The 13,790-nt window shown below is 42.2% G+C and carries 10 protein-coding genes and 1 pseudogene; 8 read left to right on the forward strand and 3 right to left on the reverse strand.

What is annotated here, in order from left to right; genetic code table 11:
- Positions 1–14: 14 nt before the first annotated feature.
- From cyoE to BM739_RS20630, 3 genes are all read left to right on the forward strand, one after another.
- Positions 15–920, forward strand: a complete 906-nt coding sequence (gene cyoE / locus BM739_RS05515; protein WP_076538225.1) for a heme o synthase — start codon at positions 15–17, stop codon at positions 918–920.
- Between the two features lie 112 nt (positions 921–1,032).
- Positions 1,033–1,665 carry an SCO family protein gene (locus tag BM739_RS05520; protein ID WP_076538429.1) on the forward strand — a complete coding sequence of 211 codons (633 nt, stop codon included), beginning with the start codon at positions 1,033–1,035 and terminating at the stop codon, positions 1,663–1,665.
- Between the two features lie 184 nt (positions 1,666–1,849).
- A complete protein-coding gene (locus BM739_RS20630) occupies positions 1,850–2,389 on the forward strand; it encodes a prepilin-type N-terminal cleavage/methylation domain-containing protein (protein ID WP_076538227.1) in 540 nt (179 codons plus the stop codon).
- A 205-nt stretch (positions 2,390–2,594) separates the two neighbouring features.
- Here BM739_RS20630 and BM739_RS05530 read toward each other — a convergent pair whose 3' ends face one another.
- Complete coding sequence (locus BM739_RS05530; RefSeq protein ID WP_076538229.1) at positions 2,595–3,326, reverse strand: FadR/GntR family transcriptional regulator; 732 nt, start codon at positions 3,324–3,326, stop codon at positions 2,595–2,597.
- 679 nt (positions 3,327–4,005) lie between these two features.
- On the opposite strand from BM739_RS05530, the gene BM739_RS05535 reads away from it, so the two are divergent.
- From BM739_RS05535 to BM739_RS05545, 3 genes are all read left to right on the forward strand, one after another.
- Positions 4,006–5,679 (forward strand): FAD-binding protein, encoded by a 1,674-nt coding sequence (locus BM739_RS05535; protein ID WP_076538232.1) that lies wholly within the window; start codon positions 4,006–4,008, stop codon positions 5,677–5,679.
- Between the two features lie 69 nt (positions 5,680–5,748).
- On the forward strand, positions 5,749–6,105 hold the full coding sequence (locus BM739_RS05540) for a cytochrome c3 family protein (RefSeq protein ID WP_076538234.1): 357 nt from the start codon (positions 5,749–5,751) through the stop codon (positions 6,103–6,105).
- Between the two features lie 60 nt (positions 6,106–6,165).
- Complete coding sequence (locus BM739_RS05545) at positions 6,166–7,413, forward strand: OprD family outer membrane porin (protein ID WP_076538236.1); 1,248 nt, start codon at positions 6,166–6,168, stop codon at positions 7,411–7,413.
- A gap of 176 nt (positions 7,414–7,589) precedes the next feature.
- Here the strand turns inward: BM739_RS05545 and BM739_RS05550 are convergent.
- Positions 7,590–8,759 (reverse strand): annotated as a pseudogene (locus BM739_RS05550) (methyltransferase domain-containing protein).
- A gap of 455 nt (positions 8,760–9,214) precedes the next feature.
- On the opposite strand from BM739_RS05550, the gene BM739_RS05555 reads away from it, so the two are divergent.
- Complete coding sequence (locus BM739_RS05555; RefSeq protein WP_076538238.1) at positions 9,215–10,270, forward strand: DUF5694 domain-containing protein; 1,056 nt, start codon at positions 9,215–9,217, stop codon at positions 10,268–10,270.
- 1,122 nt (positions 10,271–11,392) lie between these two features.
- Here BM739_RS05555 and BM739_RS05565 read toward each other — a convergent pair.
- Positions 11,393–12,439 carry a polysaccharide deacetylase family protein gene (locus tag BM739_RS05565; RefSeq protein WP_076538242.1) on the reverse strand — a complete coding sequence of 349 codons (1,047 nt, stop codon included), beginning with the start codon at positions 12,437–12,439 and terminating at the stop codon, positions 11,393–11,395.
- A 9-nt stretch (positions 12,440–12,448) separates the two neighbouring features.
- Here BM739_RS05565 and BM739_RS05570 point away from each other — a divergent pair, with 9 nt between their 5' ends.
- On the forward strand, positions 12,449–13,786 hold the full coding sequence (locus BM739_RS05570; protein ID WP_076538244.1) for an MATE family efflux transporter: 1,338 nt from the start codon (positions 12,449–12,451) through the stop codon (positions 13,784–13,786).
- The last annotated feature ends 4 nt before the right edge of the window (positions 13,787–13,790 follow it).

Genomic DNA, 13,790 nt, shown 5'->3' on the forward strand with positions numbered 1-13,790 from the left:
GCAAGGATTCTATTATGGCTAAATCTCTGTCTATACCAGCAAGCACCAGCAGCGCGCAATTACCTTGGCGCGCCTATTTTGAAATGACCAAACCTAAAGTGGTCGCCCTGATGTTACTGACGGTACTGGTGGGAATGTGCTTAGCATTGCCCGGCGCTGTGCCATTGCAACCACTTATCTTTGGCATGATAGGCATCGCCATGATGGCGGGGGCAGCTGCGGCTTATAACCATTTAATTGATCGCCGCATTGATGGCTTAATGGCGCGCACCTATAACCGCCCATTACCAAAAGGCAAGGTCTCGGCAATCAAAGCCATGGCCTTTGCCACTTCTATCGGCTTAGGCGGTTTTGTTATTTTGTATACCTTAGTTAACCCGCTCACCGCATGGCTAACCTTTGCGAGCTTAATCGGTTATGCCGTGGTCTATACCGCTTATCTTAAGCGTGCAACGCCGCAAAATATCGTGATTGGTGGCTTAGCGGGCGCAATGCCGCCACTATTAGGTTGGACGTCAGTCACCAATGAATTGCATGGTAATGCGCTATTGCTAGTTATCATCATCTTCACTTGGACGCCGCCACATTTTTGGGCGCTGGCGATTCACCGTAGAAAAGAATACGCCAAAGTCGACGTCCCAATGCTGCCAGTAACCCATGGGGTTGAGTTCACTAAAACCTGTATCTTGCTATACACCTTACTGTTAGCGATTGCCTGTTTATTGCCAGTACTGGTTGGCATGTGCGGCCCTGTTTATCTTGTGGGTTCAACCATTCTAAGTTGTGGCTTTATTTATAAAGCGTGGCAACTTAAATATCATGATAAAGAAGGCTTAGCGATGGATGTGTTTAAGTTCTCGATTTATCACTTAATGATTTTATTCTTGGTGCTATTAGTTGATCACTATCTGTGGGTATAACTCGCTTTATCAGTGCTTATAGTCATAGTGAAGTTGAAGATAAAAACAGTGAACCTAAAGCTAAACATAATGGAGTGAATGAGTGAAAAAAATTATCGGGTTAGCGGTCATTATGCTGGGTTTAGGCGTTGCTGTTGCTACGCTTTTTCCTAGCCAAAAAAGTTCATCCGCAACAATAGGCTTAGCTGCTAAATCTGTGCCGGATTTGGCCCTTGAAACAAGTTATTTGTTTGATAACCCAAGACCACTGGCACCTTTTAGCATGCAAGACCAGTTGGGGAATACCTTCTCCAATGAGCAGCTTTTAGGCAAGTGGAGTTTGGTGTTTGTCGGCTTTACCTCATGCCCAGATGTTTGCCCAACAACCCTTAACAAACTCAATGCCGCCTACCCTGAGTTGCAGGCAGTAAGCGACAATATTCAAGTGGTGTTTGTGTCAGTGGATCCTGCAAGAGACAGCCAAACCAAGCGTTTAGATTACATCAACTTTTTTAACCGCGATTTCAAAGCCGTTACTGCAGATCACGCGCAGCTATTTCCTTTTACCCGTGATTTAGGTTTTGCCTACGCCATGGTTGGAGACGGCGAAGATTACCAAGTGGATCACAGTGCCAGTTACGTTTTAGTGTCACCAAAAGCAGAGAAAACTGCAGTGTTTAAACCTAAAGCCCAACCAGGGAAAATACCGCAAATACTCAATAAAGAGTTGATAGCGGATCTGAAATTGATTATTGATAATGTTTGATTTTTTATCGATTAGCTTAGTATTTTTAATCAACTCATGTAATAAACTAGTCTGGCGACATCAACTGGAAAACAGCTAAGTGGCTCCCAAGTATCGTCACTAACAACTTACAGAAACTAACCCTTTTAGGCTTATATCAATCTCAAAAAAATTAAGCTGTTAGCTGATAATTATTAAGGTATTTATGTCTCTCACTCCATTTAGCATTTCATCTAATGGCAAGTCCTCTGGTTTCACCTTGATAGAATTGGTCGTTGTGTTGCTGATTTTAGCTGTTCTTGCAGTGATCGCCGCGCCGCGTTTTATTAACCTAAGTACCGAGGCGAATATAGCCTCAATTAAAGCAATGGGAGGAGCCATACTCTCAAGCTCTAAAATGGTCTATGCCAAATCCTTATCTCAAGGGGTAGAAAAAATAGACAAAACAACGATTGATTTAGATTCAGATGGAATTGATGATGTCGAAGTTTCCTATGGCTACCCCAGTGCTAGTCGAAGTAATAGTATTTCGAAAATTATGGCAGGCGATTTTTCCAACGAGTGGACTTGGTCTACAACCTATGGGGACACACGTTTTTGGCTAACAACAGCCGCGTTAGCAGGCCGCTCCGGCGAATACATCAATCAAACTGCAGTACGTGATAGTGGCTGCTATATACTTTACGATCCGGCCACCAGTTCAGGCCAAACCCCAACGGTCACATACGTGACAACTGACTGTTAACGTTTAAATGCTCACTATCCAGCCTGTTTTAATGACTTTGAATAGCGTCTGCAGCGACAAGTGCTTGCTACCATTATAAATATCAAATTTTGAATGACTTTTTAACCGAGTAAATCAAAAAGATATTGTTAAGCCCTTAATAAAAAACTCACTAAAATTAGTGAGTTTTTATAGTTTCGGCATTAATAACACACCATAACTGTCATCATGATAGTTTTTGGGCTGCTAATTTCTTACGGTAATTTTCTTCTACCCGATCAAGTCTGGCGGTAAAATCCAACAGGTGGGTACGCATTTCAGCTTCAGCTGCAGCTTCATCATTGGCGATGACAGCTTTCACTATTAGTTCATGCTGCCCAGCAGGGTGCATGTCATCATGCTCAGGTTCAAATTGCTGAGCCGTACTACCGATCACTTTAAGTAGCGATTTAACTATCCCAGCTAAAAATCGATTACCCGACATATCAGCTAAAATGTAATGTACGTTTTGGCGTAATTGTACTGTTTCTGCATAGTCCAGAATATGGACCTCATTTGCACAGGCTTCTAACAATTTATCGGCCATTTCAGGCGTACAATTTCTTGCCGCTAACCCAGCAACCATAGGTTCTATAAGTTGTCTGGTATTGCAAACTTCAACAAAAGACATTTGATCCATTAGGAACAATTCTTGACAAACATTAATGAGTCGCTCAAAAGTAATGCTCTTAACAAAAGCGCCACCCATTGCCCCTTGTTTTATCTCAACAAGACCACTGGCTTCTAGTCCCCTTACGGCTTCACGCACTACTGTTCGACTTACCTGAAAAGACTCTACAAGCTCTCGTTCTGAAGGTAGTTTATCGCCAGCAACATAATGGCCTTGGAAAATAGCATCTTTAAGTTGCTTACTAATTTCATCAGATGCTTTTACTTGTTTGACTGGCTTAAAGTCCATTACGCTTGGTCCTAAATTTAACAATGACGCTAATCATATCAGCCCATTCAATTCCATAATAGCGACTTCAGCGGATAAATTACCTATAAGCTTATTTAGCAGTTTATTAAATACAAGATTCTGATTTTAAACACTATTAGTTAACTTAGTCGATAGGTACGCTAATTTTTGTCGGTGATGCAGTGTGGTGACATTCTGTTTAAAGCTGACAATAACCATAAGCGCTTTAATTATACCTCCCCTGTAACAACTCACTAAAGTGTACAAAGCAAGCTAGCATAACGGTCACTTTATATAGTGATTATCATTATCAGTAAGCTACTACCACAAATGAAAAAATGAAAAAGTGTAAATAGTCACTAAAAACAATATTAGCATTTCACAATCTACTCACCCAATAGATCACAAAATAACTTTTCTTTGAGATCCACCGCAAATATGTAACAACTAACACTACCGACCAAACATCATATGTCATACATTAGCCCTAAAGAGGTATTGGATTAATGTTGAGCGATTACCACACAGCAACTAGATCCCTTACTGAATAAATAGCTACCGCGAAGCTACTTTCTAAATCAAGTAGAACACAGCAGCTCTATGGGGTTATGACCGGATCCAATATCGCTAGTCAGGATGTTGCATCCACCGTGAACCACGAGGGCAAAAGGAGATGAAAATGAGTCAAGACAATTCACAGAAACCTAAAGTAATCGATCAATACACGGCCAATGTCCTGCAAAACGGTATTTCACGACGTAGTTTCCTTACTCGTGCAGCAATGGGAACCAGTGCAGTCGCGTTTGCCGGGTTAACTGCTGGCACAGCTACTGCGGGTGAAGCATGTTGCACATCAGCAAAGAGTTCAGATGGCGGTGCAACACTAGATTTCATGCCAAAACCTAAAAAGATTTCAGATAGAGATATTGCCTCAACCCAGACTTTTGATGTGGTTGTCGTGGGTGCGGGTGCATCAGGTGTTCCGGCTGCGCTTTCGGCGGCAGAGAACGGCGCTAAAGTTGCTGTACTGCAAAAGCAAGCGATTGTTGTGTCTCAAGGCAACACAGGATCTGGCCTTGATTTAGCCAACTGTGATAAAGCAGGCGTTGAAGCAATGGTAAACCGCTTGATGGCTGACAGCGCCCATCGTTGTCACCCTGAATTATTAAGAGAGTGGGCTTATAACTCTGGCGAAGCTGTTAACTGGGTGATTGATCGCGCGAAAAAAGGTGGCGCACAAGTTGTAGATCAAGGCACTAAACCACAACACGGTATTCGCGGTGTGACTGAGCACAAACTTAACTTTGTGACTTCTTACTTTGGTCCTAAACCATACACAGCTGGTGACGGGATGCGAGATCTTGCTAAAACGGCTGAAAAAGCGGGAGTTAAGTTCTTCTTCAATATGCCAGCTGAGCAACTAATTCAAGACGTAACAGGTAAAGTTATTGGGGTTATTGCTAAAGACCGTGATGGTAAATACCACAAATACATGGCTAAAAAAGGCGTGATCTTATCTGCGGGTGATTACCAAAATAACGAAGCAATGTGTAACTTCTTCATCCCTGATTTGAAAAACTTTGAACGTAAGCAAATGGATCGTACTGGTGACGGTTTCTCAATGGCTTACTGGGCTGGCGGGGTTATTGAACCTGTTGGTCATACTAAGATGTTACATGATTTTGACGCGGGTCCAGCATCAATGTGTGACATGCCATTCTTAGCGGTAAACCGCAAAGGTGAGCGCTTTGTTAACGAAACGGTTGCGATGTCGCTAATGAACAACTACCTGCGTGATGAGCAAAATGCTGGTCACTACTCGCAAGTGTTCGATTCAAACTACATGACTCAAGCAAAAGACTGGCCAGGCAAATTATATTCTCCTGAAGAAATGAAAATATACATGCCTGAAGATCCTACTCCTAAAAAAGGCGTGTACGCCTCTCAAACCAACACCTATTCAGCTAATACATTAGAAGAACTGGCTGTAAAACTGGAATGTGATCCTAAGACTTTTGTTGCCAACATTAAACGTTACAACGAACTTTGCAAAACCGGTATGGATGACGATTTCGGTAAACCATCATCGAAAATGTTACCTGTCGTAAAACCTCCTTTCTACGGTATTCACCGTCGCATGCGTATCTCAACCCTTTGCTCAGGCATGTTAGTCGATAAGAACCATCAGGCACTTGATGCTGACGGTAACAAGATTGGCGGCCTGTTTGTCATCGGTAACCTCGGTGGCGGCTTCTATGGTGGTGTTGACTATCCATTGACTGTATTCGGTCTGTCTCTAGGTCGTTGTTACACCTTCGGTTATTTAGCCGGAAGATATGTTGCCAAGCTATAGGGCGAAAAATATTAACAATGGATGCCTGAGGTTTGGGCACCTTTCCAAATGAAATTATGGAATAAAACAATGAAGAAATTAACACTGCGTAACATCATGCTGACTCTTGCATTGGGCTTTTTCGCAAACGGTGCAATCGCTGCAAGCAACACCTTATTAGATCAAACCCATGCAGCTAAAGGCGTTAAATGTGCGAGTTGCCATGGTAAAGCTGAAACCCGCGAGCCTGTGACAATGATGAAATGTGTCAAATGTCATAACACTGAAAAACTGGCTAAAAAGACCAAAGACGTTAAGCCTACCAATCCCCATGACAATCGTCACTTTGGCACTGAAACAGACTGCGCCAACTGTCACAAAGTACATGAGAAGTCAGAAAACTACTGTGGCAGCTGTCACCTTCGCTTCGACTTTGTCGTGCCTTAGCCAACTCGTTAGTGCTTAAACATCTCAAGTAAAAGATTTCTAGATTTAAGGATGATAAAGATGAAAACACGATTACTGCCTTTAGTGGCGGCATGTTTAGCAGCTAGTCCAGCTTTTGCTGCTGACCCAATTAGCAATTTGTTCAATGATGGTAGCTTGAAAGGTCAACTTCAACTATTTGATTTCGCACGCGACTTCGATGGTGAAACCACAGACAGACATGATACGTCATTCGGTGGTTTGTTTTACCTGCGCTCAGGTGAAGCCAATGGTATCAGCTTTGGTACTTCGTTTGCCTCTGCAAACCCAATTTGGGACTCAAACAGCGATGGCATCTATGGCCTAGTCGGTGGCGGAGCGCCTGGATCAGTAGCAGAGCGTCAATCAGTTAACCGTTTGCAAGAGTACTTTGTTACCGGCAACTGGTATGACACTAAAATTACCGTGGGTGCTCAAGAGCTTCGCACACCTATGATGAACCCATTCCCATTACGGGCAATTCCGTTCACATACCGTGGTGCGAGCGTTAAAAACACTTCAGTTGAAAACCTTGCAATATCAGCTCTTTATATTACTGATTACATGGGTTGGACTGAAGAAGGCTTTAAAAGTGTTTCTGAAGGTGTAAAAGGTGAGTTTGCACGCAAAGGCGTAATGGTCGACGTTGAAGATAACCCAATGCTTGCATTCGGTTTGGACTACAGCTTGCCATTCGAGTCAATCAAGGCTAAATCAAGCTTGTGGTACTACAGCATGGAAGACGTGTACAACCAATTCCATCTTAAGCTAGATATCAGCGGTGACTTAGGTGCGACTAACTGGTACTTCAAACCCTCTTATTTAAAGCAAGGTTCAACTGGATTACTGGATCAATCTGTCGCTCAGTTCGACACCTATCAAGCGGGTTTCCATCTTGGTATGAAGTGGAACGGTTTTGACGCTACGGTGAAGTACGTAAAAACCGGAGATGGCGATATCGTGGCACCATTTGGTGATGACAAAGTCATTATTCAACAGGTTGTGCAGTCTTCACGTGCTAATGAAGATGCATATGGCGCTCAGTTAGCGTATCACTTTGCACCAAGCTCAGCGCTTAATGGCGTCAGTGCATACGTGAACTATGCCAGCTACCAGATTGATGGGGATGCAAGCAGAGATATTGATGAAACAGACTTCTCTGTACGCTATGACCTTGCTAAATATATTGATGGCCTAAGCGTTAGAGCGCGTCATGCAATCGTTAACTACGCCAGTGGCGACGATTTAACTGACACTCGCTTTTATGTTTACTACAAGTTCAAAATTTAGTTTTTCTCATCATCACTTTTCCCACTTTTTAATAATTTGATTATTTATTAAGCCAGCTGGATATTCCAGCTGGTTTTTTTTACTTAATCGACCTATTCATTACAGAGATCAGAATCTTAACTGTACTCGCTCAGACTTTATCTGACCGTTACCCATTTTAAATGATGCCTGTCAGTTTAGCTTTTCGCTAAGATAAACATATGATAACCAAACTCTTTAGCAAACTGTGTACAAAGCTTTACTTCACGTTTGATATCTTTTATTGCCGCAGAACAAGCCATCTCAGGCTCAAGCTCAGTCACTCGCTTACCTAAGGGGCCATAGTAGTTTAACCATGCTTCTTCACTCAGATTGAAATGCTCAATGACTCGATAGCCAGCTTTCTCCATTTGCTCGAGCCGTGTTTGTACCAATTGAATATCTGGATACTCTTGGCTTCAAAACTCAATGGACTCGCAGCTGGGATCCTCGGTTCGCCAAACCATGTCACTGATCATTAAATAACCTTGCTCACGTAAGAGTGGTTTCCACTGAGTTAGCGCTTTTTCAACGCCCATGATGTACGCACTGCCCTCAGCCCAAATAAGGTCAAAACTTGCTTTGGAAAAAGGTAACTCCGTCATGCTCGCACACACGGTTTCAAGCCGCTGCGAGATACCTTGTTGCTCAAATCGCTGCGCGAGTCGATTAAGTGCAGATTGCTCATTATCAATGGCAGTAATTTTCGCCTCACTATGTTCAGCCAGCACTTTGGTTGCTAACCCTTTGCCACAGCCCACTTCAAGAATGCTAGTTGGCGCTGTAGGCACCAATGACAGTGCTTTTTGTGTTTCAGTCTCACTGCCAGGTCCCCAACGCTCTAGCGTTTCAAAAACCTTCATAAAGTCAGCCATATATAAATCGTGTTCGTTCATGTCTTTTGATAACCATTTCAGTCGCAAAGCTTCTTTCTCGCTAAAACCTTGCTTAATTAACCAATCTAAATGCGCATCTGGCGCCAGTTTATCTAAACTTTGATGCCACGCTTTAAGGTCGCCCTCACCTAGCATGGCAGCAAGTAAAGTGCGTGACTGCTGCTTTTGCGCGATCTCTTCATCAAGCGCCTTGAGGCGGTTTTGTAATAGTTGCTTATCCACTTTCGCCTCAAGGCACACTTTGCACTCTTTTAGCGTCAACCCACCAGCCAGTAATTGCTTGATCAAACGGACCCGTTGTAAATCTTTATCACTATAGACACGATAGCCATTTTCTAGCCTTCGGCCTGAGATAAGATTTTGCTTTTCATAATAAATTAGAGCTGTTCGTGATAGCCCTACTTTCGCAGCAAGCTCAGATATCTGATACACAGTGATAAGCCCTATATCCGTTGATGGTTAAGTACTTTAAACTATAAAGCTATAGACAGGTCAATAAGAAATCTAGCTCAAGATATCAAACAGCATAAACCCAGAGAATGTTTGGCAGTAGAACTTGCCTTTGGTTTTTAGCATTAGTTGAGATATAGCAAAACAAATAAACAGATTGTGAATGTGTTTCTGATCTAAGACATTTTGGGGCATAACCAAGTTTGAGCCATAACCCTTCCCTCATACCTATATTTAAATTGTCTGCGAAATAGACTTTTCTTAATGTGATTACTTTTTTAATAAATAAAAAAACAGAGTTATCTAAGCACCTTGTCGAAAATTAATAAGAAAAACATATTCTAAATACAGGTAAACCCTTAAAGAATTGAAACATTTTTTAATTATGGTAAGTTATTTTTCTTTATTGGAGTGAGTTGAAGGTTAAGGACAACAGAATGATAAGAATAATTTTTGCAGCTTTGGTTTTATTACCTAACTTGGTAAATGCAATGCAAGATATTCAAAGTCTAAATGCACGTGTTAAACAGAAAACTGAAGTAATGGTTTTAGGAACGATGCATTTAAACAGTATTAAAGAAGAGATCAACTTATCTGAAATTAGACTTTATTTGGGTAAATTTAAGCCAACAGCTATTGCAGTCGAATCACTGCGAGGTGAAGATATTTTAACAATGCTTAATGGCTCTGTTGAATATCAAGAAACTTTAACAAACTTTGTTGGTGATGAGCTACTTGGTATCGCAAAAAAAGAACAATCATCATTAGGACTTTCTGCAACTGAAGCAATAGCGAAAATGAATCAGTTTGAAATAGTAGATAATTTGTCAAATGAAAAGCGAATTGAGCTTATAAGACTATCTATTGCTGGTTACTACCCTGATACCGCAACATTGCATTGGTTAAAATTAACAGAAAATGACACTTCGAAATTGTCCAAAGGTTTAAAAGCTTATCTCAGTGAGCGTGCTGCAAAAAATAATGAAACAAGCAATATCGCAATTAACTTAGCTTTAGATGAGGGCATAAATACTATCTACCCTATTGATGACCATCTTGATAAAGATATGTATCAAGACATGGTTAAAAGGTTGATGCCATCTTATAGTAAATCACAAGTAGGAAATGAACTTCAAAAAAGTACGCTCATCACTAAACCTCAAGCCTTGCAAAAACACGCAATACAAACAGGAGATTGGCTGCCTTTATATCTTTGGTTGAATAGCCCTGAACAAAGCTCTCAAGTGATTGGACAAGAGTGGAGCATGTTTGTTGATAAAGATTTAGAGGTAGAACCTGCATTAGCTAGAGTCGCTTTATGGGAAGTTAGAAACCTAAATATGGTGTCTAACATCATGAGAGTGGTAGCGAATGAGATTGGAGGACGAATTGTGATTGTGGTCGGCGCTTCACACAGGGTGTTTTTCGAAGAATACCTGTCAAAAATGATTGGGGTGGAAGTCGTACATTTCTCTGACTATATAACAAAATAAACACCATAAATCTTAGCTACAATGCCATACACAGCCAGAACGCATGTACTAAAAACCAACAGCTTAATACTTTATTCATATTAGCTGAGTTACGAAAGACCATCACTGCAATCTAACCAATTACCTGCCGCAGGTGCTGTATAGGATATACAAATGTCGCGATCACATGGATGTGAAAGAGCGACCTTATGTGCAAGCACGACTGTGACACGCTGCACTCTTTATATAAATCAAAAGGTCCCTGAAAGCTCGGCCATGACAAATAACATCCATATTAAACGGCCATATCTCGCTCAGAGCGCTTACACCGGAATTTTCATCTCTTCGATTTAACTTCATCTGCAATAAAGTTTAAAAGCGTGCATGTTCAATTTGAATTGAGGACGTTGAAGAAAATAGCGTGATGCTCACATGGATGTGAGCATAGCTTTCGCGGTGCATGGATGCACCATCGGAAGCGTTAGCATTTTCGAATAAGGCCGAAGTTAGCAACAAACGAAGTCCAAAGCTGGATCAATTCCCCTTGAAAACATGCGCTTCTCAGCATTTTTCGTCGGGGGCGGCAGGGTGCTCCAAGAGGGTATTGCTGTTGATACCCTCTTGGTCTGGTGTGGGCGAAGCGCCACGACGTTGATTTGTCTTAAATGGCAAACTAGATTTGGAGTAAAACGAGTTACCAGCACCAGCTTTATACTTCATTTATATTAACTCAGACACGGATGACCATCACTTCAATCTAATCCATTGCCTGCCGCAGCTGATGTATAGGATATACAAATGTCGCGATCACATGGATGTGAAAAAGCGACCTTATGTGCAGATACAACTGCGAGACGCTGCAAGTACGTCCATGTAAGCTCTGCCAAAACGTCCATGTTTTGGAAGCTCGCTGCTGCATCTACACTGGGATTATTGCTTCTTCGATTTGACTGTATTTGTGGCAATTATAAAAAGCAAAAAGATAAGAACCTAATCAGCTATAAGACTCAATTTGAATTGAGGACGTTGAAGAAAATAGCGTGATACTCACATGGATGTGAGCATAGCTTTCGCGGTGCAGGATGGAATCCTGCGATGTTAATCCAAACAACGTTTGAAATACCAAAACTAAACCAGAAAGCGTTACTCTTTCGGCCAACTGCCATCATTATTCGGTCTCAACCACGCTTGTGAAAACCAATAATAACCTGACTTAGTTTTACTCGGTGCAGTGCAGTTATAACGGCTTCGACCTGCGGGCAAGTTTGCTGAAGCTTGAATACTAAACTCAGTTTCAGAAACCCAAGTTGGCTTTTTAGCGCCTTGGCCCTGAACAAAACACATCACCTGATGCGGGTAAATATCACTGGTATCGAGCTCAATGATTAGCTCAGGTCGCCACTGACCTTGGCTTAACTGCGGATCGGTTATATTTTGCTTAACCACCGGCATATTGAGGCTAGTAAACTTGACTTTTAAACTGTCTAAATCGGCATAAGGGCCCGCCACAGGAAAACGTGGCAGCGCAGTCAGTATTGAGTATTTGCCCGCGGCGCCTGATTGCTGACCTAAACCAATAAAGTCATGCTTTTTCAGAATGTCTTCAACATCGCCATTGTACTCACCATACGGGTAAGCCAGCATTTTTACGCTTTGACCAGTATGCTTTTTAATTTCAGCTTCTGTCGCTAGCAAGTTTGCTTCAATTCTATCAAGCCATTGCTGCTTCGACTCACCATCAAGCTTACGATTTAGATGTTCATGGGCCCAGCTATGGTTAGCAATGGTGGCGCCCTTTTCAGTGAGCGTTTTAATATCATCCCAGCTCATCATGCCGCGATAGGCTTTTTCAATCGGCTCCACTGACACAAATACGGTATAAGGAAAATCATATTTAGCTAATATGGGCGCCGCGGCTAAACCGATACTGTCATAGCCATCATCAAAAGTAATAACGATGCTTTTATCCGCTAATGGCGTGTTATTCTTTAGCGCATTTACCGCTTGGGTTAATGGAATGATGGTAAACTCGTTTGCAGCAAGGTATTGCATTTGCTCTTCAAATTGAGCTGGCGTCACACTGGTACTTGCAGGTGTTGTTTCTGACACATGATGATATTGCAAGATCACCACGGCATTGGCATTAAGTGATATTAACCACAATAACCCCAATAGAGTTCGTTTTAACATATTATTCCTATGTCCATAAAAGCATTACTTTTTAACAGCCAAAAAAACCGGCAGCTTTTTGCTTTAGCCTTGCCGATGATTTTATCGAATATCACCATTCCGTTATTAGGTTTAGTCGATACCGCAGTCATCGGTCATTTAAGTGAGGCCTATTATTTAGGCGGGGTGGCGCTTGGCAGTACAATTATTACCTTAATTGTCTGGCTGCTGGGCTTTTTACGCATGTCCACCACTGGACTGGTTGCCCAAGCTTACGGCGCTAATGATACCGTAACTCAGCAAAAATTGCTGGTGCAAGGCGCTTGCCTTGCATTGCTGTTTGGTGGCGCGGCAGTGTTATTGCAGCAACCGCTGTTGGATTTTGCCATGTCTTTAAGCCAAGCCAGTGCGCAGGTGCAGCAATTTTGCCGCGAATACGTCGAAATTCGTATTTGGTCGGTGCCGTTTGCACTCTTAAATTTGGTGTTACTGGGATGGTTACTGGGCAGACAAGCGCCCAAGGCGGCAATGTGGCAGTTAATCATCGCCAATATCGTCAATATCGTTTTAGATGTGGTGTTTGTGATTGGCCTAGATTGGAATGTCAAAGGCGCCGCGCTTGCTTCTGTTATTGCAGACATGTGCGCCTTTACCGTTGCAGCCGTTATCGTTAAACGGGCGCTATATCAACAAGCAGATTTTCGCTTTAGCCAGTTATTGGTTCATATCAGCTTAAAAGGCTATTCACGCTTATTAAAATTAAATCGCGATATCTTTATTCGCAGTTTATGTTTGCAAGCCAGCTTTACCTTTATGACTTTTTACGGTGCGGGCTTAGGTGATGACATCATTGCCGCTAATGCGGTGCTGCTTAATTTACTGATGCTAATATCTTACGCCTTAGATGGCATCGCTTATTACGCCGAAGCTGAAGTGGGCCGCGCGGTGGGGCAAAAAAATCTCAGCTTATTACATGACTCTGTCACCCTTGCCGCCACTTGGTCAGCGCTATTTGCCGTAGGCTTTAGCCTGTTATTTTATTTTGCTGGTAGCAATATTATTGGCTTACTCACCAATATTGAACTGGTGCAACAGCAAGCTGAGCATTACTTAATCTGGTTGGTATTCATGCCGTTATTGGCCTTTGGCTCTTACTTATTTGATGGGGTTTATATTGGCGCCGCCCAAGGTAAAATGATGCGTAACAGCATGATTTTATCGACCTTCGGGGTGTTTTTTCCTTGTTGGTATTTGCTGCAAGACTTTGGCAATAATGCCCTGTGGGCCGCCATGAGCGCCTTTATGTTATGCCGCAGTCTCTCGTTAGCACTGCATTACCGCTACAGTCATGTTTTTAAACAACTATAAATGC

Origin of the sequence: Shewanella sp. UCD-KL21, from assembly GCF_001957135.1 — a bacterium.
Classification (GTDB): domain Bacteria; phylum Pseudomonadota; class Gammaproteobacteria; order Enterobacterales; family Shewanellaceae; genus Shewanella.

Bases quoted from the DNA above. Each gene is read 5' to 3' on its own strand.
- cyoE (WP_076538225.1), top strand. From the start codon at position 15: ATGGCTAAATCTCTGTCTATACCAGCAAGCACCAGCAGCGCGCAATTA.
- BM739_RS05520 (WP_076538429.1), top strand. From the start codon at position 1,033: ATGCTGGGTTTAGGCGTTGCTGTTGCTACGCTTTTTCCTAGCCAAAAA.
- BM739_RS20630 (WP_076538227.1), top strand. From the start codon at position 1,850: ATGTCTCTCACTCCATTTAGCATTTCATCTAATGGCAAGTCCTCTGGT.
- BM739_RS05530 (WP_076538229.1), bottom strand. From the start codon at position 3,326: ATGGACTTTAAGCCAGTCAAACAAGTAAAAGCATCTGATGAAATTAGT.
- BM739_RS05535 (WP_076538232.1), top strand. From the start codon at position 4,006: ATGAGTCAAGACAATTCACAGAAACCTAAAGTAATCGATCAATACACG.
- BM739_RS05540 (WP_076538234.1), top strand. From the start codon at position 5,749: ATGAAGAAATTAACACTGCGTAACATCATGCTGACTCTTGCATTGGGC.
- BM739_RS05545 (WP_076538236.1), top strand. From the start codon at position 6,166: ATGAAAACACGATTACTGCCTTTAGTGGCGGCATGTTTAGCAGCTAGT.
- BM739_RS05555 (WP_076538238.1), top strand. From the start codon at position 9,215: ATGATAAGAATAATTTTTGCAGCTTTGGTTTTATTACCTAACTTGGTA.
- BM739_RS05565 (WP_076538242.1), bottom strand. From the start codon at position 12,439: ATGTTAAAACGAACTCTATTGGGGTTATTGTGGTTAATATCACTTAAT.
- BM739_RS05570 (WP_076538244.1), top strand. From the start codon at position 12,449: ATGTCCATAAAAGCATTACTTTTTAACAGCCAAAAAAACCGGCAGCTT.